Here is a 19883-nt window from a genome sequence, read left to right on the forward strand (position 1 = left end):
CGGACCGCCCCGCTTAGGGTGGCCTGCGTGATCAGCCCCGCCCGCCCGTCCTCGGCCGTCCGCGCCTCGCGCGCCACCCTGGTCGTGGCGGCCCTGCTGCTCCTGCTGCTGACCACGCTCGCCGGCGCCGGGCGCGCGGCGGCCGCCCCCGCCGCCGACGACGCCGAGGCCCCCGACGCCCCGCTGGTCCTGGCCGGCGTCTCCGGGCTCCAGTGGTCGGACGTGGACGCCACCCGCACCCCGCACCTGTGGCGCCTCATCGGCGGCGGCTCCGTCGCGTCGATCGCCGTGCGCACGTTGACCCCCACCTGCCCCCTGGACGCCTGGCTGTCGATCTCGGGCGGGAGCAAGGTCACGGCGCAGCACGAGGAGGACGTCGCCGACGACGACCACGGCGCGGACGGGGACGACGACGCGGGCTCGGCCGCCCAGGAGGACGCCTCCGCCCTCGGCTGCCCGCCGGTGCCCGCCCCGTCGCTCACCTCCGGCACCGCGGAGCGTGCGAGCGTGCCGGGCTGGTCCGGGCTCACCGCCGTCGACCCCCTCGTGCCCGCGACCGCCGAGCCGGGCGCCCTCGAGCGCCTGGTCGGCGTGGCGGGCACGTGCGCGACGGCGGTCGGCCCCGGCGCTGCGGTGGCGCTCGCCGACACCGACGGCGACGTGTCGCGCTACCTGTCCGACGCCCGCCAGCTCACGGCCGAGCAGGTGGCAGAGTGCCCCGCCACCGTCGTCGACCTCGGCGTGCTGCCCGACGCCGCGGGCGAGCGGGCGGCCGCCGTCGAGGCGCTCGACGACCAGGTCGGGCGGCTCGCGGGTCTCCTGCCTACGGGCGGGCGGCTCGTCGTCGCGGGCGTCTCGGACACCCCGCTCGGCCCGTCCGACCTGCAGGCCGTGGTCGACTGGACCTCGCCCGGCGGCCATGCCACCTGGCTCACCTCCACGTCCTCGCGCTGGGTGGGCGTCGTCGTGCTCGCCGACCTCTCCGCGACCGTGGCCGACACCGTGACCGGCGGCGCGCTCTCGGGCACCAGCACCGACGAGGGCGACGGCGACGACGCCACCGCGGACGAGGAGCAGGGCACCGACCCCCTCGCCGCCGCCCTCGACCCCTTCACCGGGTCCCCGCTGGAGCGCGGCGACGAGCGGCGCATCCCCGTGGCCCGCACGGTGGAGAACCGGCAGTACCTCAGCGTGCTCACCGACACGGTGCCGCGGCTGTCCCCGCTGCTGCTCGGCGTCGTCGTCCTCGCCGACGTGCTCGCCGTCGCGGCGCTGCTCCTCGCCCGCCGCCGCGGCGGCACCGCCCGCGCCGGCCTCCCGCCCGCCGCCTGGCGCGTGACCCTCGCCCTGCTCGTCGTGGCCGCCGGCCTCCCCGTCGCCGCGACCCTCGCGACTCTGGCGCGCTGGTGGGCCTGGCCGTCGCCCGTGATGACGCTGCTGCTCGCGCTGACGGGCGCGGCCCTCGTCGTCGCGCTCCTCGCCTGGTGGGCGCGGCGCCTCCTGCCGGCGTCGCCGTGGCGGCTCACGACGTGCCTCGCGGCCGTCACCTGGCTGGTGCTCACCGTCGACGGGCTCACCGGCACCACCCTCCAGCAGGGCTCGCTGCTCGGGCCGGCCCCCTCGATGGGCGCGCGGTTCTACGGCTTCTCCAACACCGTCTTCGCCGTGTACGCGGTGGCGGGGCTCGTCCTCGCCGCCGGGTTGGCCGCCCTGCTGCGGGCGCGCGGCGTCCGCCCGGTGCGCGCCGGGGCGGTGGCCGGAGTCGTCGGCGTCGTGACCGTGGCCGTCGACGGGCTGCCGCCGTTCGGCGCCGACCTGGGGGGAATCCTCGCGCTGGTGCCCGGCTTCGCCGTGCTGGCGCTGGGCGTCGCCGGGGTGCGCCTCACCTGGCGTCGCGTGCTGCTGGTGGGCGCCGCCACCGTCGCCGTGGTCGCGGTCGTCGCCGTGGTCGACTGGCTGGTCGGCGGGTCCAGCAGCCACCTGGGCGGCTTCGTGCAGTCCGTGGTCGACGGGCGCGCGGTGGGGGTCGTCGCCGGCAAGGCCGCCGGCGCCTGGGCCACCGTCGCGAACCCCGCGGGCGCCGCCGCGCTGGTCCTGTGCGTCGCCGCCGCCTGGGCCGTGCTCGACCCGGACCGCGCCCGCCTGCCGGGGCTCGCCGCCGCCTACCGCCGCGACCCGCTGCTGCGCCGCCTCGTCGTCGCGCTCGTCGTGACGGCCGCCGTCGGCTCCGTCCTCAACGACTCCGGCATCGCCGTCGGGTTCCTCGTGCTCACCCTGGCGGTGCCCGTGCTGCTCGCCGGCCACCTCGAGGACGCCGCCCCGGCGACGGCCGACGTCCACGAGCCCGGCATCCGGCGCATGCCCACCGTGCTCGTCACCGCCGGCGGCACGCTGCTCGTGGTGCTGCTGCTCGCGTCGTCGGTGGTCTCCGCGGCGGGGCTGCGGTCCGCGTCCGACGTCGCCCAGGCCGGCTCGCAGGTCACGCCCTCGCGGGCGGACACCGTGGGGGTCGACGGCCCGCTCGTGGTGGTCGGCACCACGGGCGTGCGCTGGGACGACCTCGCCGAGGGCCGCGCCCCCACGCTGCAGGGCATGCTCGCCGACGGCGCGTCCGCGGGCGGCGTGTCGCAGCCGACCGGGGCCGGGAGCCGCTGCGTCGACGGCGGCTGGCTGGCGCTGTCGGCCGGCACCCTCGCCGAGGTGGCGACGGGCCGTGCCGCCGACGGCTCCTGGCAGTGCCCGACGACGCGGCCCGAGGCCCGCGGCGACGGCGCCACCGTCGGCGGCTGGGACGCCCTCGTCGACCTCCAGAAGGGCTCGACGTACCAGGCGCGCCTCGGCACGCTCGGGGCGCAGCTCGCCCCGGCCGGGTGCGCCACCGCCGTCGGCCCCGGCGCGGCCCTCGCGCTGGCCGACCCCGCCGGCGACGTCGCCCGCTACCGCGAGCTGGACGACGCGCTCGAGGCCGGCTCGGACGGGTTCGACTGCCAGGTCACCGTGGTGGACGCCGGCGACGCGACCGCGCCCCCGGCCGACCCGTCCCTGCCCGCCGACGAGGCGAGGGCCGTCCGCCTGCAGGGCCACGTGGACCGCCTCGCCCAGGTGGACGACACCGTGCGACGGGTCCTGGCCGCCGTCCCCTCCACCGCCACGGTGCTGGTCGTCGACGTGGCCGGCACCCCCGGCACCCGCCCCGTGCTCGGCACCGCCCTGGTGCGCCCCACCGCGACCGGACCCGACCAGCCGCGGTACCTCACGAGCGCCGCGACCCGCACCGACGGGGTCGCCCGCGTGCTCGACGTCCCCGCCACCGTGCTGGGCGCCGCCGGCCTCACGCCCGTCGCGCCCGTGCAGGACACCCCGCTCGCCTGGGGCTCGCCGCGGCCGCAGGACGCCACGGCGTCGGCCGACGCGCTGAGCGACCTCACGACGCTCGACCACGTGCGCCGCACCGTCTACACCTGGTTCGTCGACGTCCCCCTGTACGCCGGGCTCGCGCTCGCACTGGCCTGCCTGGCCGTGGCCGCCCGGCCGCAGGCCGACACCGACCGCGCCCGCGCGCGGCGCCGGCGGCTGTGGGCGTGGGCTCGCGGCGCCGCCCTCGTGCTCGCCGCCCTCCCCGCGGCGTCGTTCCTCGTGTCGCTGAGCGGGTGGTGGCGGTTCGACCAGCCGATGCTCGCGTTCGTCGTGTCGGCGCTGGTCGCCACGGCGGTCGTCGCGGCGCTCGGCGCGCTCGCCCCCCGGCGGCCCGTCTGGCTGGGTCCGGGGATCGTCGCGGGGCTGACGTTCGTCGTGCTCACGCTCGACGCCGTCGTCGGCACCCCGCTCAACCGGGCGAGCCCGCTGGGCGCGGCCCCCACCTTCGGGGCGCGGTTCTACGGGTTCGGGAACCCGACGTTCTCCGTCTACGCGGTCGCCGCCCTGGTCGTCGCCGCGGCCGTGGCGCAGCCGCTGGTGCGGGCCGGGCGGAGACGGACCGCGGCCCTCGCGGTGGGCGTGATCGGCGTCGTCACCATGGTCGTGGACGTGTGGCCCACGCTCGGCGCCGACCTCGGCGGCGGCCTGGTCCTCGTGCCCGCGTTCGCCGTGCTGGGGCTGGCCACCTCCGGGGCCCGGCTCACGCTGCGCCGCTTCGTGGGCGTGGCCGCCGTGGGCGTCGGCGCCGTGGCCGCGGTGGGGGTCCTCGACTGGCTGCGGCCGGAGGACGAGCGCTCGCACCTGGGCCGCTTCGTCGCGCAGGTGGTCGAGGGCGAGGCGTGGGAGACGCTGGCCCGCAAGGCCGGCTACGCCGCCCGGTCGCTGCTCGGCGGCGTGCCCGTCTGGCTGACGGTGCTGGTGCTCGTCGCGGGCGCGCTGCTCCTGTTCGCGCCGGCGCGGTTCACGCCGCGCTGGTTCGCCCGCACCGAGGAGGCGTGGCCGCTGCTGCGCCCGACCGTGCTGGCCCTGTGGATCGTGTGCGTCGCCGGCTCGGCCGTGAACGACTTCGGCATCCGCATCGCCGCCGTCGCGCTGGTGCCCGCCGTCCCCCTCCTGACCCTGGCCGTGCTGCACGCGCTCGAGACGCCCGCCGCCGACGGGGAGAACGGGGACGGCGACGACGCCGGGGAGGACCTCCCGGAGGTCAGCGCCCGCCGGTGAGGCGGCGGAAGCAGCGGACGGCCAGCTCGGCGGGGCCGTCCGGCCCGCCGACGGGGGCGTCGGTCGTGACCCACTCCTCCAGCGCGATGCGGATGGCGTCGGTGGCGGCGGCCGCGACGAGCCTGCGCTCCAGCCGGTCCTCGTCGGGCGCGAGGCCGGCGAGCAGCGGCTCCAGCTGCTGTTCGGACTCGCGGTTCACGCGGTACCAGACGTCGGCCAGCGCCGCGTCGCCGGGGACGCTCCGCAGCAGCCCGCGGGTGCGCAGGAAGTCTCGCTCGTCGGCGTCCTCGTCCGGGCTGAGGGCGGCGCGCATCGCCTCCTCGACGGCGGGCAGGAGCCCGTCCGCCGCGTCGCTCGCGGCGAGCCGGGCGCGCCACCGGTCGGCGCCCACCGCGAGGAGCGGCGCGACGGCGTCCTCCTTGGTGCGGCAGTACCGGTAGAAGGTGCGGAGCGAGACGCCGGCGTCGGCCGCGACGGCCTCGGCCGTGACGGACGCGGCGCCCCGCTCGCCGAAGAGCCGCGCGGCGACCTCCGCGATCTCCAGCTGGGTCGCGGCCTTGCGCCGCGCGGTGAGGGAACGGGGCGGCTCGGGCTGCAGGGTCACGGCCTCCACCCTACGCGCGGGATGACACCATGCCACACTTGGCCTCTCTGACACGTTGTGCCATTCAGGCGTACAGTGAAGCGGTATGGGCGCGTGCCGCGCCCTCCACGCGCGAAGGAGACGACCATGACGACGACCACGAACCGCTACGACGGACGCCGGGTGCTGGTGACCGGGGCAGGCTCGGGCATCGGGCAGGCCACGGTGCTGCGGATGCTCGCGGAGGGCGGTCGCGTCGTCGGCGCCGACATCAGCGAGGCCGGGCTCGCCGACACCGTCGCGAAGGCGGGCGAGCACGCCGACCGCCTCGACGTCGTCACCATGAACATCGCCGACGAGGAGTCCGTCCGGGGCGGCGTGGGCGCCGCCGTCGAGCGTCTCGGCGGCCTGGACGCGCTGGTCAACGCCGCGGGCATCCTGCGCTCGTCGCACACCGAGCAGACCACGCTGGAGAGCTTCGAGCAGGTGGTGCGGATCAACCTCGTGGGTACGTTCCTCGTGATCCGCGAGGCGCTGCCCGCCCTGCTCGAGGGCCGGGGCGCGGCGGTCGTCAACTTCAGCTCGACGTCCGCGATGTTCGCCCACCCGTACATGGCCGCCTACGCCGCCAGCAAGGGCGGGGTGCAGTCCATGACGCACGCGCTCGCCGCCGAGTACGCCGGCCGCGGCGTCCGGTTCACCGCCGTGCAGCCCGGCTCCATCTCCTCCGGCATGACCGACGGCTCCGGCGCCAGCCGCCAGAGCATGGGCCCCGGCCTGCCCGAGGACGCCGACATGCGCCTGTTCGCCAAGCTGCAGCCCGCGCTCGGCAGCGGCTTCGCCGGCCCGGAGACCGTCGCGTCGGTCGTCGCGATGCTCGCCAGCGACGACGGCGCGTTCATCACCGGCACCGAGGTCCGCATCGACGGCGGGACCCACTTCTGACCGCGCACGGCTGACCGCCTCCACGGGGTGGTCCGAGACTCGGACCACCCCGCGGACTCTCGAACTACCTCGCGGATCTCGGCACGGTCAGTCGTCGCCGCCGTCGTCCTCGCCGAAGTGGGCGACGTGCGCGTGCTGGTCGTGCTTGACGAAGAGGCGGAGCTCGACGTCCCGGCCGTCGGCCTGCTGCGCCAGCACGCGGCCGATCGTGTCGCCCTCGCGGGCCGCCGCCTCGGCGATCACGTCCCCGTGGTCCGCCGTCGCGCCGGACGTCCACGTGGCGCGCTCCGCCAGGACGCTCCGCGCGTCGGCGGCGCCGCCCGCGCCGAGGTCGGCGCCGGTGAGCCCCTCCACCTGGGCGCGGTCGAGCGTGATCACGGTCTTGTGGTCGTCCGTGTAGCGAACCGTGTACGCCGCGGCGCCGTCCGCGTCGTCGGTCGCGGCTTCCGTCGAGGCGTCCGTCGGGGTGCCGGCGGCCGACGACGTGGCGGTGTCGTCGTCGAAGCCGGCATCGTCGGGGGCCGCGCAGGCGGCGAGCGCGAGGCCCGCCGCGAGCACGCCCGCGACCAGGGCCGACGACCGCCGTGCCGCCGAGCTCCGGAGTGCCGGGCGCCGAGGCGTCGGGTGCCCAGGTACGTGCGTCATCGGGTCTCCTCGATGGTCGGGTGCCGACCACCAGCCTACGAATGGAATCCCAAGATTCGGGGCGCCGCGGGCCGATGGTGGCCCCCGTCACCGGTGCCTCCGGTCACAGGGCGTCCGTTCGCAGGCCATGGGCACCTCGCCCCATGGAAGGGCACCGACCACGCCACCTAGGCTCGCTCCGCCGAGCGACGACGGAGGGGCCGACCTTGAAGACCACGACTCGAACACTGGCGACCGCGACCGTCGGCGCCGCCGCCCTGCTGCTCGCCGCCTGCTCCGGAGGGGACGGGGGGCCGACCTCCGCGGACGAGGCCGGCACGGACGCGCACGGCCGAGCCGCCAGCACCGTCTTCGACTTCCCCCTGGACGGCATCGAGCCCGCCACCGACGTCACCGTCGTCGTCCCCGACGACCTGCGCGAAGCGCTCGGCGTCCAGGCCGGGGCCGTCCTGGTCGACAGCATCCACGTCACGGCGCACGACCTCGACGGGCTGGACCACTGCGCGGCCGACCTCGCGATCACGTACGCCGACGGCGGCCTCGAGGCGATCGCCGGACCGGTGGACGCCGAGGCGGCCGCGGAGGAGGCCCGCGACTTCGCGGAGCACGAGCTGCTGTCGGCCTTCGACGTCTCGTCGCTGGACGAGGCAGCGGCCCGCGTCGACGACCTCATCGAGCAGGAGGGGACAGGGCTCCGGTCGCAGCTCGTCCACATCGGGCTGGTCGGTTCCGACATGGGCGACCTCTACGAGGAGGGCGACACCGGCGCCGAGCTCGTGGCGAAGGGCATCTCCTCCGCCGAGGAGTCGGCCGCCGAGCATGCCCGGAAGGTGACGGCCACCCCGGTCGCGGATCGCATCGCGCCGGCCCTCGACCTCGCCGAGACCGGCGCACCCGCCTCGGAGCTGGACGACGCCGCCCCCGAGGACGGGGTCTACGTCACCGACGACGGCTCGACCGTGACCGTGGTGGGCGACTGCGCGGCCGACCCGTTCGACCCGGACGAGGCCGTCGAGCTGGAGATCCCCGCGACCGACGACGACGGCGACCTCACAAGCTTCGCCGAGGTCCAGCTCACCACCATGACGGACGGCACGGTCTGGGTCGGCGGCAGCGTCGACGACTACATCCGCGACGCGAACGGCGACTGGATCAGCGACTGACGCCGAGGGCAGGCGACCCCGCGCCGCGCGGTGATCAGACCGAGACCCGCGCGGGCAGGTCCTGGTCCAGCGCCCGCGCGCGGACGTGCTCGACCGCGAGGCGCAGCGCGCCCGACCGCACGACGTCCGGGCCCAGGTCGGAGACCACCACCTCCACCGCCGGCGCGTGCAGGTGGTCCGGGAGCAGCCCGCGCGCGCGGTCGACCATCGGGCCGAGCGCGGGAGCCATCGCCCCCGTGACGATCACCCGGTCGAGGTCCAGCAGCCCCGACAGGACGGCGCAGATCCGCGCGAGGCGGTCGGCGAGGCCGTCGACCACCTGCTGCGCGAGGGCGTCGCCCGCCGCCGCGGCCGCGAGCACGTGCTCCGCGTCGAGGAGGTCGCGCGGGACGTCGGCCAGCGCGCTGCCCGCCGCACCGACGCCGTCGTCGGAGTCGTCGCCGGAAGCCTCTCCGGAGTCGAGGAGGCGGCGCGCCTCGTCCCGCGCCAGCGCGCCCAGGCCGTCGCTGGACCCGACGCCCGCCACCAGGTCGAGGACGCGCATCTCGCCGATCGCCCCGCGCGGCCCCCGCCGCAGGGCGCCGTCCAGCACGATGCCGGCCCCGATCCGCTCGCCCACGAGGAGCGCGGCGTACGCGGCGGCGCCGTCCCCGTGCTCGGCCTCGGCGACGGCGGCGAGGTTCGCGTCGTTCTCGACGACGACGTCCCAGCCGCGCAGCGCGAAGAGGTCGCCCAGGCCGGGGTTCATCAGCGCCCAGAACGGGTTGCGCTCGCCGGCGGGGACTCCGCCGGTCGCCACGGGCGCGGGCACCCCCAGCACCGCGGCGGCGACGGCCCCGCCGTCGCGCCCCGACCGGGCGACCGCCGCGTCCACGGCGTCGCGGACCGTCGCCCGGCGCGCATCGGCGTCGCTCGCCGGGTCCACCTGCACGACCTCCTCGGCGAGCACGCGGCCGTGCAGGTCCGCGACCGCCGCCGACACCCGGTGCTGACCCGCGTCGACGCCGACGACCAGCGCCGCGTCCGGCCGGAACGCGTAGCGCAGCGCCGGGCGACCCTTCGTGTACGCGCCGGCCGCGCGCGCGTCGTCGAGCTCGACGAGCCAGCCCCGGTCCGTGAGCTCCCGGCACAGGGCCAGGACGGTGGAGCGCGCCAGGCCGGTGGCGGCCATGAGGTCGCTGGCCGTGACCGGCGCCCCGTCCCAGACCTCCTGGAGCACGCGCTCGGCGTTGAGCCGCCGCACCAGGTGCGTCGAGGGCGTCGTGGCCTCGGGGCCGTTCGTCATCGCGCTCCCGCCTCGCGTCGTCCTCGCGTCGTCGTCCGCCTCGGCGCCGGTCCCACCGACAGCCGACGCCAGGCGGTTGATTCTAGGCCGCGATCTTCTCGCGGCCCGAGGGGGTTGACCCCTCGGGAGCACGGGTGAGATCGTGCTGGACGGATTAAATTTCAGTCCACCATTTAGTACGACGACGTACCGGTCCACCGAGGAAGGGCATCACCGATGAGCGACCTGCTCGACGTCCCCGCCACCGCTGCCGAGGGCTCCGACGCCACCTGGTGGCGCCAGGCCGCCGTGTACCAGATCTACCCGCGCAGCTTCGCGGACTCCGACGGCGACGGCATCGGCAACCTGCGCGGCATCACCTCCCGCGTGGACTACCTGGCCGCCCTCGGGGTCGACGCCGTGTGGCTCAGCCCGTTCTACCCGTCCGCCCTGGCCGACGGCGGGTACGACGTCGCCGACTACCGCGACGTCGACCCGAAGATCGGCACGCTCGCCGACTTCGACGAGATGGTCGCGGCGCTGCACGGCGCGGGGATCCGCGTCGTCGTCGACATCGTCCCCAACCACACGTCGGACCTGCACGCGTGGTTCGCCGAGGCGCTCGCCTCCCCGAAGGGCTCGCCCGCCCGCGACCGGTACATCTTCCGCGACGGGCTCGGCGAGCACGGCGAGCTGCCGCCCGCGGACTGGACCTCCACCTTCGGCGGGCCCGCCTGGGAGCCGGTGGGCGACGGGCAGTGGTACTTCCACCACTTCGCCATCGAGCAGCCGGACCTCAACTGGGACAACCCCGAGGTGCGCGAGGACTTCCTGCGCACGCTGCGCTTCTGGTCCGACCGCGGCGTCGACGGCTTCCGCATCGACGTCGCCCACATGCTCACCAAGGACCTGCCCGCGCCGGGCGAGCCGCTCCCCTCGCAGGCCGAGCTCGAGGCGCTGCCCCAGGACGGGCAGCACCCGCTGTTCGACCGCGACGACGTGCACGACGTGTACGTCGGGTGGCGCGAGGTCTTCGACTCCTACGACCCGCCCCGCACCGCCGTCGCGGAGGCGTGGGTGGGCTCCGCCGAGCGCCGCGCGCGGTACGCGAGCAAGGACGGGCTGGGGCAGGCGTTCAACTTCGACCTGCTCGAGGCCGACTTCGACGCCGCGCAGTTCCGCCGCATCATCACGGCCAACCTGGAGCTCGCCGCCGCGTCCGGCTCGTCGACCACGTGGGTGTTCTCCAACCACGACGTGGTGCGGCACGCCACCCGCTACGGCCTGCCCCCGCGCGGGGAGGACCGGCGCAAGGGCGGCGCGGACTGGCTGCTCGCCGGCGGGCCCGAGGACCGGCTCGACCGCGCGTCCGGCCTGGCGAAGGCCCGCGCCGCGACCCTGCTGGAGCTGGCGCTGCCCGGCTCGTCGTACCTCTACCAGGGCGAGGAGCTCGGCCTGCACGAGGTCGCCGACATCCCCGACGACCAGCGCCAGGACCCGACCTTCTTCCGCAACCGCGGCGTCGAGATCGGCCGCGACGGCTGCCGCGTGCCGCTGCCCTGGACGTCCACCGGGCCGTCGCTCGGCTTCGGCTCCGGGCCTGCGCACCTGCCGCAGCCGGCCTGGTTCGCCGACCATGCCGCCGACGCCCAGGACGGCGTCGACGGCTCGACGCTGGAGCTGTACCGCACCGCGCTCGGCCTGCGGCGCCGGCTGCAGACGGCCGAGGAGCTCGAGTGGCTGGAGACCGGCTCCCCGGACGTCCTCGCGTTCCGCCGCCCGAACGGCTGGACCAGCGTCACCAACTTCGGCGCCGTCCCCGCGCCGCTGCCCGCGGGCGAGGTGCTGCTCTCCAGCGGCCCGCTGTCCGACGGCGGCACCCTGCCCGGCGCCACGACCGCCTGGCTCCGGGCCTGAGCCCGCCAGCCTGAGACCATCCGGCCCCTTCCCGGGCGTCGGGCGCCCGCACGTCGGGCGCCCGACGGCTGAGACGATGGGCCCCGCACCCCTCCCCGGCGCCCCCTGAAAGGCCGGCCACCCCACCGTGTACTCGCTCCTCCTGGCGATCGTCTACGTCGCCTTCGTCAGCCTCGGGCTCCCGGACTCGCTCGTCGGCGCCGGCTGGCCCGTCATGCACGCCGACCTCGGCGTCCCCGTCGCCTTCGCCGGCATCATCACGATGATCATCGCCGGCGGGACGATCCTGTCCAGCCTGGCCTCCGAACGGATGACGCGACGGTTCGGCGTCGGCGTCGTCACCGCCGTCAGTGTCGGCCTGACCGCCGCCGCCCTCGTGGGCTTCTCCGTCTCGGGCTCGTTCTGGGTGCTGTGCCTCTGGGCCATCCCCTACGGGCTGGGCGCGGGCGCGGTGGACGCCGCGCTCAACAACTACGTGGCCCTGCACTACGCGGCGCGGCACATGAACTGGCTGCACAGCTTCTGGGGCGTGGGCGCCTCGATCAGCCCGTTCATCATGAGCTACGCCCTCACCTCGGGCCTCGGGTGGTCGAGCGCCTACCGCATCGTCGGGGTCGCGCAGGCCGTGCTCACGGCCGTCCTGATCGTCAGCATCCCGCTCTGGGGCAAGGTCCGGCCGGCCCCGGCGGTCGGGGTCGCCGAGGCCACGGACGCGCCACCGTCCGACGACGAGGCCGCGGGGGGCCACCGCTCCCACGTCCCGCTCGCGACCGCCCTGCGGATCCCCGGCGTCCTGCTGATCCTGGCCGCCTTCTTCGCCTACTGCGCCCTCGAGAGCACCTCGATCCTGTGGGCGTCGACGTACCTGGTCGCCGACCGCGGCGTCGCGGACGCCACCGCGGCCGCGTTCGCGTCGCTCTTCCTCCTCGGCATCACCGCGGGGCGGTTCCTCGCCGGCTTCTTCGCCGACCGGATCGGTGACCGGCTGCTGATCCGCGGCGGCTTCGCGGCCGTCGGCGTGGGCGTGGTGCTCGTCGCGCTCCCGCTCGGCACGCCGGTGCCCGCCCTGGTCGGGCTGGTGATCATGGGGCTCGGGTGCGCCCCGATCTACCCGGCCATCATCCACTCCACGCCGGTCAACTTCGGCCCGCGCAACTCCCAGGCCATCATCGGGATCCAGATGGCCGCCGCCTACACCGGCTCGACCCTCGCGCCCCCGCTCTTCGGCGTGCTCTCGACATGGGCCGGGCTCTGGGTCTTCCCGCTGTTCCTCGCGGTGCTCGTGGCGCTGGGCCTGCTGATGTCCGAGCGCCTCAACCGGCTCGTCGCCCGGCGCGCGCACGCCCGCGACCTCGTCGGCCGGGCCTGAGCGCGCTGCCGAACAGGCAGTTGATACCGCTATGGGCGCGATTCGCGTCCCATAGCGGTGTCAACTGCCTGTTCGGCGCCCCGGGCGCGGAGGGGGTAGAGCCAGAAGCAGACGAACGCGAGCGCCGCGAGAGCCACGGGCACGCCGCCGAGGAGCAGGCGGACCCCGGTGGACACCGTCGCGGCCTGCGCCTCCGGCGCCACGCCCTCGACGTACCCGCTCGCGGCGAGCACGCCCGCCAGGACCACCGCCTGCACCACCACGGAGCCGCGCACCACGAAGCCGTTGGCGCCGAAGTACATGCCCTCGCGACGCAGGCCGGTGCGCCGCTCGTCGTCGTCGATCACCTGCCCGAGCGCCACCTCCAGCACCTGCATGAGGCCCGCCACGCCCAGCCCGACGGCGAGCCCCGCCGCCGCGGCGCCGGGCACCGTCGTGGGGATCAGGTAGAGGCAGGTCGCGAGCCCGTAGACGGCGACGACGGCGAGCATCGTCGTGCGCGGGCCGAGGCGGCGCACCACCCAGGACCAGCCCCAGATCGCCGGGATCGCGGCCACGAAGATCGGCGCCAGCATGAGCGTGGAGTCCGCCTCGACGCCGCCGACGGTGTACTTCACGTAGAACGGCACGCCCGCGAGCAGCACCGCCGTGGTGCTCTGCAGCAGCAGCGACCCGAGCACGTACGTGACGAACGCGCGGTTGGCGAACGTGTACCGGAGCTGGTCGCGCAGCCCGACCGCGGACTCACGGGCCCGGGCCGCGTCGTCGGCGTCCCGCTCCACCATCCCCGCCAGCGACCAGGCGAAGAAGCCGGCGCACACCACGGCGAGCGCGACACCCATCCACGCCCAGCCGATCGAGTCGTACAGCAGGGGCGCGCCCGCGGTGCCGAGGATCATGCCCACCAGCGCGAAGAGCTGCCGCGGGCTGTTGCCCCGCGCCCGCTCCGCCGTCGTGCGGAAGATCTCGGGGAACAGCGCGGACACGTTGAGCACCACCGCGACGTACGCGACGTCGAACAGCGCGACGACCACGAGGAACCACACGACCAGCCCCGCGGGCGGGAACGCCGGCGGCATCCACACGAGCGCGAACGCCACGAGCAGCGGCACCACGCCCAGCACGATCCACGGGACGCGGCGGCCCCAGCGCGTGCGGTGCCGGTCGGACGCCGCGCCGACCAGCGGGTTGAGCACTGCGTTGAGGATGCCGTGCGCCACCATCGCGGCCGCGACCCAGCCGGCGGGCACCCCGAGGTGGTCGACGTAGAAGAAGACGACGAACGCGGAGAACGTGTTCAGCAGGAGGTTCGCCGGGAACGCGGACGCCCCGTAGGCCACGGCCTGCGCGCGGCTCGGCGCCCCGACGAGGCGCCGGTCGCGCAACCGGGCGAGCGCCCCGCCCTCGCGGGCGGGCGCGGCCCCGGGTCGGCTCACCGCTCGCCCCGCTGCACCGCGCGCAGGTCGCGCCAACCCACCCGCACGAGCCCCTCCGCCGCGACGGTCGCCGCCACGTCCGGGTCGCGCAGCAGCCGCTCCTCGTACCCGCGCTTGGGGGCGGCGTAGTCGACGGCGTCGACCAGCTCGTCGCCCACCAGCATCGGGTGCAGGAAGATCTCGGTCACGCCGGGACGCACGCCCCGCAGCAGGTCGAGGAAGCCGGCCTTGACCGTCTCGTAGTCCTCGGCGTCGGGCGTGCCCTCCCCGGCGAGCTCGAACGGGTGCGTCCACAGCCGGTCGAGGATGACGACGCCGGCCGCGTCGGCGGCGGCCGTGGCGGCGTCGAGCAGCGCCTGCGAGCCGGGCGCGTCCGGGTCCGCGCCCATCGACTCGAGCCCGTCGAGCGAGCGCGGCAGGCGGAACGGAAGACCCCGCTCGGCGGCGAGCGCGAGCACCTGCGGCAGGAAGGAGCGGCCGGTCGCGAGCCCGTAGACCGAGCCCATGTGGTTGTCGAGGTGGCTCACGTCCACGCCCGCGGCGAGCGCGGCGTCCAGCTGCGCCGCGAGCTCGGCGGCGACGTCCTCGTCCGCCGCGCCCCGCTCCACGGCGTCCACGGCCGCGGGGAAGTACCCCGCGTCGTCCACCAGCGACGTGCCGACGCCCGTGAGCGGCCGCCAGCGGTACCGCGTCCACTCGCTGGTGAGCACGAGGTGCACGCCGACGTCGAGGCCCGGGTCCGCGGCCGCCGTGGCGAGCGCGTCCGGCGCCCACGGGCACGGCACCATCACCGTCGAGGAGTCCAGGTGCCCCGCGGCCAGCAGCGGCATGATCGCGCGGTTCGCGGCGCGGCACATGCCCAGGTCGTCGGCGTTGAGGATGATCGCGCGGGCGTCCGGGTCCAGCCCCAGGCGCGCGGTGAGGTCCGACGGCGCGGTCGTGTCGGACGTCGCGGTCGTGTCGGACGGCGTGCCCGGAGCGGTCACCGGGACGCCCCGCCGTCGCCGTCGAACGCCGCCGCCGCACGGTCCGCGACCACGGCGCGCAGGGCCTCGCCGGCCGCGTGCCCGGCGCCCAGCACGGCGCCGTCGGCGCCCAGCGGGGACGCCTCGATCCGGGCCGGCAGCACGGCGATGCGGTCGCGCAGGAAAGCGATGACCCGGTCCGCGACCGCCGGTCGCGCCGCCTGGTCCGCGAGGACGAAGAGCTCCGGGTCGAGCACGATCGCGAGCGACGCCACCACCACGGCGACGCGACGCGCCATCTCCGCCACGACCTCGTCCGCCACCCCGTCCCCGGCGTCCGCGCGGTCGATCAGCTCCCGCACCGTGATGTCCTCGGGCAGGTCGTGGTCCTTTGCGAGCGCGGCGACCGCGGCGTCGCCCAGCACCTGCTCGCCCAGCGCGTGGCCCGGCTGCGGCAGGAAGGCGACCTCGCCCGCGACGCCCGACGCCCCCCGGTGCAGGCGCCCGTCGAGCACGAGGCCCGCGCCGAAGCCCTCCCCGAACGCGAGCGTGACGAACGACGACCGGCCGCGGCCCGCCCCCAGGTGCTGCTCGGCGACGGCGGCGAGGTTCACGTCGTTGTCGAGCGAGACCGGACAGGCGAGAGCGTCGGCCAGCGCGTCGTGCAGCGTCGTGCCGCCCTTCTCGTACCCGGGCACGTGCAGCACGGTGGTGTGGTCGGCGCCGACGACGGCGGGGAACGCGACGACCGCGCGGCCCACCTCGACCCGGTGGCCCGGCCCGAGCCGCGCCTCCACGTCCTCGCGACAGGAGTTCGCGAGGCCCGCCGCGGCGCGCGCCCGGGCCACCGGCGTGGGCTGCACGTCCCGGCGCTCGGCCCGCGCGCGCACCGTGCCCGTCGCGTCGACGAGGGCCACCCGCACGCGGTCGCGCGCGACGTCGACGCCGAGCCCGAAGGCCGAGTCCGGGTCCACCCGGACCTCGCCCGGCGCCCCGTCGGCGACGACGGCCCCGGCCTGGGTCAGCGCGGCGAGCGCGCGGTCGACGGTCGCGGCGGGCAGGCCCGTCGCCTCGACCACGGCGCCCTCGCCGGCGGGCTCGCCGGAGGCCAGCGCGTCCAGCACGGCGCGGACGTCGGGCCCGCGCAGCGGGTCGGGGGTTCCGGTGTCAGAGGTGGGCATCGAGCCTCCGTCAGGGGTGCGGGACGGGAAGCCCCGCCCGGGCTGCGAGCCTAGCCACGCCCCCGGGGGTTGTCGACGCAGGCCCCGCCGCCCCTGCGGGGGGCGAACGGCACGTCGGTGCAGATCAGGGACGCGCTCAGGACGCCGCGTGGTCGCGCGAGCGACCGATCCCGCGGACGGCGTCGACCGCGCCGCGGACCCGCCGCGCGTTCACGGCGAGCACGACGTCGCGATACTGCCCCGCGCGGTGGATCTGCCCCTTGAGGTCGTTCGACGACGCGCGGTGCTTGAGGTCGCACGGCACCTCGACGGCCACGTACCCCTGGCGGAGCAGGTCGATCGTCATGCCCGTCTCGACGCCCCAGCCGTGCGCGAGCGGCGTCGCCGCCTCGAACGCCTCGCGGGTGAGGCAGCGCATGCCGGACAGCGGCTGCGTGGGGCTCCACCCGGTGAGGTGCTGGATGGCGCGCCGCGCCGTGCCCACGACGATCCCCCGGCCGCCGGCCCCGGTCTGCCGCGGCAGCAGGGCGATCGCGAGGTCCGCGACGCCCTCGCGCACGGGCGCGACCAGCGGGGCCGTGTTGACGGCCGTGTCGCCCAGGTCGCCGTCCACGAAGAGCAGGAGGCGCGGGGCGCGCCCGTCGGCGTCGCGCATGGCGACGACGGCCGCGCCGGTCTCCATCGCGGCGGCCTTGCCCCGGTTGTGCGAGTGCCGCACCACGACGGCGCCGGCGTCGCGGGCGACGTGCTGCGTGTCGTCCGTCGAACCGTCGTCGACCACGAGCACGAGGTCGACGTGCGGGATCGCGCGGGCCGACCGCACGGTGGCGGCGATGCGCGCCGACTCGTCCTTGGCGGGGATGATCACCGCGACCCGCTGCGGGTTGCGGCGCCCCTGCGCCGTCGGTGGGCGCGGCGTCTTGGCGACGGGCAGCGCACCCCCGCGGGTGGTGACGGACGCGCCTGCGCCGTCCTGGCCGTCGACCGAGTTCCGCTCGCCGGCATCGTCCTGGCTGGTGGACACCTCAGCGCCCGTGCGGGTCGCTCCGTGGTCCGTGTTCACGACTCCCTGCCTGTTGGGTCTCTGCCCGTGTCGGCCGTGCGGACGACGCCCGCGCGGCGCTGCTGTGCGGTGGCTCCTTGGGGGAATCACCGGGGATCAGAAGAGCAAACTTTTCCCGAAGAACTGTACTCCCCCGGAAGGCCCGATCTCGGGTCAAGAAAGGGTGTCGTCCGGGACGTGCCGTGAAGATCGTGCGGAGCCGCCGCCGAGCCGGTCGTCCCGCCCGCGGCGGGGGCCGCGCGGGGGCGCTGCGTCAGCGCAGCGTCACCTGTCGGGAGACGATACCGGCCCGGGCCCGCCGCTCGTTCGCGTCGAGCGGCTCGGTGACCGCGAGCGCCTCGTCGAGTCGGGCCGCGAGCTCCGCCACCGGCTCCTCGAGCTCCGCCGCCTCGGTGCCGCGCGGCAGCTCCCAGACGGGCACCACGAGGCCGCAGGCGCGGAACATGCCGAGGAACTTGCCGCCGACGAGGCCCGACTCGCGGCGCGCGTGCAGGCGGGCGATCGCGTCCACGACGCGGTCCTCGTCCTCCGTGCGCGCCCACCGCAGGAACTCCCGCGACATCCGGCACCAGTACGCCGCCGGCACCGACGACAGCTTCACCGTCGGGATGGACGCCTCGGCCGCCTCGTCGAGCGACTCGCGGATCTCGTCGGTCATCTCGGTGCCGGCGTCGAGCCAGTAGTCGTAGTCGTCGTGCACGGTCACCTCGAACGGGACGTCGAGGTCGAGCACGTCCTGCAGCCGCGGGTCGCCGTCCTCGGGGGCCGGCAGCTCCTCGGGCAGCACGCCCGTGCCGGGCTCCGCCGCGGCGGCCGCGAGCAGCGCGGCGGCCAGGTCGCGGCTGAGGTCGTCGGAGGCGCCCATGCCGTGCAGCGCGAGCAGGACGGTGCCGTCCTCGCGGTGCAGCGCGCACCAGCCGCCCGGGAGGACGGTCGTGACGACGATGTCGCGGCCGCCGTGGTCCGGCGTCGTCCGCGCCGTCGCCGTGGCGGACGGCACCACCTCGCGCATCGCGACCCAGTCCGCCTCCCCCGGCAGACCCTCGAACGGACGCAGGACGGGGGTGGTCGCAGAGCTCTTGGCCATGCCCGCGATCCTATCCGGCCCGCGGTCCCGCCCTCCCGCGGGGTAGTCCGGAACTCCGCGAGGTAGGGAACGGGCCGAGCTACCTGGGCGAGATCCGGACTACTTCGCGGGGATCTGAACTACCTCGGCAGGTCCGGAACTACCTCGCGGGGATCTGGACTACCTCGCGGGCACCTGAGCTGTCTCGACGGCGGTGGGTACGGTGACTCCGTGGAGGGCTGGCGCCGCCTCGTGGCGGACTACCGGGACGGAGTCGCACCGGGCCTCGCGCACGACGGCGGGGACCGGGCGACGGCGCTCGACGGCGCGCGGGGAGCGTGGCTCGCGGCGACGCTGCCCGCGCTCGACCTGGCGCTCGGGTCGGTCGCCGCGCTGTGCTCGGCCGCCGGCCGAGCGGGGGCGACGGGGCCGCTGGTGGAGCGCGGCCCGTCGCCGGCACGGGTGGCGGCGTCGTTCGGCTCGGACCGGCTGCTCCGGCTGGACGGCCGACCAGTCGCCGGGTTCGCGCCGCTGTCCGGCTTCTTCGCCACCGGCGACGGGTGGGTGCGCACGCACGCCAACTACCCGCACCACCGGGCGCGGCTGCTGCGGCTGCTCGGGCTGCCCGACGGCACGGACCGCGACGGCCTGGCCGCGCGCCTCGCGGACGTCTCCGCCGCCGGGCTCGAGGACGATGCCGCGGCGGTCGGCGCGATCGTCGCGCGCGTCCGGGACGAGGCCGCGTGGCGGGCGTCGGCGCCCGGGGCGGCCGCGGCGCGGGGCCCGCTCGTGCGGGTCGCGGTGCGCGACGACGTGGCCGCGCGCCCGGTCCTCCTTCCCGGCGGGCACACGCCGCTCGCCGGGGTGCGGGTGCTCGACCTGACCCGCGTCATCGCCGGGCCCGTCGCCACCCGCGCGCTGGCCGCGCTCGGCGCCGACGTGCTGCGCGTGGACCCGCCGGTGCCAGCGGAGATCCGCCACCAGCACCTCGACGTCGGGCAGGGCAAGCGCACCACCCTGCTCGACCTGCACGACGCGGGCGACCGCGAGCGCGCCCAGGCGCTGCTGGACGACGCGGACGTACTGGTCACCGGCTACCGGCCCGGCGCTCTCGAGGGATTCGGGCTGCGCCCGCCGCCGGGCGCCGTCGTCGGCCGCGTCTCCGCGTGGGGCGAGGCCGGGCCGTGGTCCCGCCGCCGCGGCTTCGACTCCATCGTGCAGGCGGCGTCGGGCGTCGCGCTGCTCGAGTCCACCGACGGCGCGACCCCCGGCGCGCTGCCCGCGCAGGCGCTGGACCATGCCACCGGGTACCTGCTCGCCGCCGGTGTCGTCGACGCGCTCGCCGCCCGCGGCCACGACGGGTGCGGGCGGGACGTCGTGACCGCGCTGGCCCGCACGGCCACCTGGCTGCTCGACGCCGACGGCCGCGACCCCGGCCACCCGCCGGCCGGGGTGCCCGGGCCTGGGTCGGTCGTGAGTCACGGCCACCGGCCGCGCGTCACCACCGCGCGCCCCGCGCTGCCCGGCGTCGACGACCACCCGGCGCCCGCGCGCCCGTGGGGCACGGACCACGCCGCCTGGTCGCCGCGCTGACACTTCCCCCGCCCGGCAGGTGCGAGGGGCCCGCGCCTCTGGTCTCATCGGACGC

14 protein-coding genes are annotated in these 19883 nt (G+C 76.5%); 6 read left to right on the forward strand and 8 right to left on the reverse strand.

Going from position 1 to position 19883, the window contains the following annotated elements:
- Positions 1-27 precede the first annotated feature (27 nt).
- Positions 28-4638 carry a hypothetical protein gene (locus ACWF41_RS20460; RefSeq protein WP_380318918.1) on the forward strand — a complete coding sequence of 1537 codons (4611 nt, stop codon included), beginning with the start codon at positions 28-30 and terminating at the stop codon, positions 4636-4638.
- Here the strand turns inward: ACWF41_RS20460 and ACWF41_RS20465 are convergent.
- Positions 4622-5242 (reverse strand): TetR/AcrR family transcriptional regulator, encoded by a 621-nt coding sequence (locus tag ACWF41_RS20465; protein ID WP_380318921.1) that lies wholly within the window; start codon positions 5240-5242, stop codon positions 4622-4624. The genes ACWF41_RS20460 and ACWF41_RS20465 overlap by 17 nt on opposite strands.
- A 126-nt stretch (positions 5243-5368) precedes the next feature.
- On the opposite strand from ACWF41_RS20465, the gene ACWF41_RS20470 reads away from it, so the two are divergent.
- On the forward strand, positions 5369-6166 hold the full coding sequence (locus ACWF41_RS20470; RefSeq protein ID WP_380318924.1) for an SDR family NAD(P)-dependent oxidoreductase: 798 nt from the start codon (positions 5369-5371) through the stop codon (positions 6164-6166).
- Positions 6167-6253: 87 nt separating this feature from the next.
- On the opposite strand, the gene ACWF41_RS20475 is transcribed toward ACWF41_RS20470, so the two are convergent.
- On the reverse strand, positions 6254-6811 hold the full coding sequence (locus tag ACWF41_RS20475; protein WP_380318927.1) for a hypothetical protein: 558 nt from the start codon (positions 6809-6811) through the stop codon (positions 6254-6256).
- A gap of 206 nt (positions 6812-7017) precedes the next feature.
- On the opposite strand from ACWF41_RS20475, the gene ACWF41_RS20480 reads away from it, so the two are divergent.
- On the forward strand, positions 7018-7974 hold the full coding sequence (locus ACWF41_RS20480; protein WP_380318930.1) for a hypothetical protein: 957 nt from the start codon (positions 7018-7020) through the stop codon (positions 7972-7974).
- A gap of 34 nt (positions 7975-8008) precedes the next feature.
- On the opposite strand, the gene ACWF41_RS20485 is transcribed toward ACWF41_RS20480, so the two are convergent.
- A complete protein-coding gene (locus ACWF41_RS20485) occupies positions 8009-9259 on the reverse strand; it encodes an ROK family protein (RefSeq protein WP_380318933.1) in 1251 nt (416 codons plus the stop codon).
- Positions 9260-9475: 216 nt separating this feature from the next.
- On the opposite strand from ACWF41_RS20485, the gene ACWF41_RS20490 reads away from it, so the two are divergent.
- The gene (locus ACWF41_RS20490; protein WP_380318936.1) at positions 9476-11155 is read left to right on the forward strand and encodes a glycoside hydrolase family 13 protein; all 1680 of its coding nucleotides are present in this window, start codon (positions 9476-9478) and stop codon (positions 11153-11155) included.
- A gap of 127 nt (positions 11156-11282) precedes the next feature.
- Positions 11283-12524, forward strand: coding sequence for an MFS transporter (locus tag ACWF41_RS20495; RefSeq protein ID WP_380318939.1), 1242 nt, complete (start codon positions 11283-11285; stop codon positions 12522-12524).
- 29 nt (positions 12525-12553) lie between these two features.
- Here the strand turns inward: ACWF41_RS20495 and ACWF41_RS20500 are convergent, their stop codons facing one another.
- The 5 genes from ACWF41_RS20500 to ACWF41_RS20520 form a co-directional block, all read right to left on the reverse strand.
- Positions 12554-13960: an MFS transporter gene (locus tag ACWF41_RS20500; RefSeq protein ID WP_380318942.1), complete on the reverse strand. Its 1407-nt coding sequence runs from the start codon at positions 13958-13960 to the stop codon at positions 12554-12556.
- Positions 13957-14946 carry a ChbG/HpnK family deacetylase gene (locus ACWF41_RS20505; protein WP_380318945.1) on the reverse strand — a complete coding sequence of 330 codons (990 nt, stop codon included), beginning with the start codon at positions 14944-14946 and terminating at the stop codon, positions 13957-13959. Before ACWF41_RS20505 ends, ACWF41_RS20500 begins: the two co-directional genes overlap by 4 nt.
- Positions 14943-16106, reverse strand: coding sequence for an ROK family protein (locus ACWF41_RS20510; RefSeq protein ID WP_380318948.1), 1164 nt, complete (start codon positions 16104-16106; stop codon positions 14943-14945). The genes ACWF41_RS20505 and ACWF41_RS20510 overlap by 4 nt, the downstream gene beginning before the upstream one ends.
- 136 nt (positions 16107-16242) lie before the next feature.
- Positions 16243-17169, reverse strand: a complete 927-nt coding sequence (locus ACWF41_RS20515; RefSeq protein ID WP_380318951.1) for a glycosyltransferase family 2 protein — start codon at positions 17167-17169, stop codon at positions 16243-16245.
- A 253-nt stretch (positions 17170-17422) separates the two neighbouring features.
- Positions 17423-18256 (reverse strand): DUF5926 family protein, encoded by an 834-nt coding sequence (locus tag ACWF41_RS20520; protein ID WP_380318954.1) that lies wholly within the window; start codon positions 18254-18256, stop codon positions 17423-17425.
- 210 nt (positions 18257-18466) lie between these two features.
- Here ACWF41_RS20520 and ACWF41_RS20525 point away from each other — a divergent pair, with 210 nt between their 5' ends.
- The gene (locus ACWF41_RS20525) at positions 18467-19828 is read left to right on the forward strand and encodes a CoA transferase (protein WP_380318957.1); all 1362 of its coding nucleotides are present in this window, start codon (positions 18467-18469) and stop codon (positions 19826-19828) included.
- Positions 19829-19883 lie beyond the last annotated feature (55 nt).

The sequence above is a fragment of the Isoptericola sp. NPDC055063 genome (assembly GCF_053608125.1).

Coding starts and splice junctions, on each gene's coding strand:
- ACWF41_RS20520 (WP_380318954.1), bottom strand. CDS start 18,256: ATGGCCAAGAGCTCTGCGACCACCCCCGTCCTGCGTCCGTTCGAGGGT.
- ACWF41_RS20490 (WP_380318936.1), top strand. CDS start 9,476: ATGAGCGACCTGCTCGACGTCCCCGCCACCGCTGCCGAGGGCTCCGAC.
- ACWF41_RS20470 (WP_380318924.1), top strand. CDS start 5,369: ATGACGACGACCACGAACCGCTACGACGGACGCCGGGTGCTGGTGACC.
- ACWF41_RS20475 (WP_380318927.1), bottom strand. CDS start 6,811: ATGACGCACGTACCTGGGCACCCGACGCCTCGGCGCCCGGCACTCCGG.
- ACWF41_RS20510 (WP_380318948.1), bottom strand. CDS start 16,106: ATGCCCACCTCTGACACCGGAACCCCCGACCCGCTGCGCGGGCCCGAC.
- ACWF41_RS20485 (WP_380318933.1), bottom strand. CDS start 9,259: ATGACGAACGGCCCCGAGGCCACGACGCCCTCGACGCACCTGGTGCGG.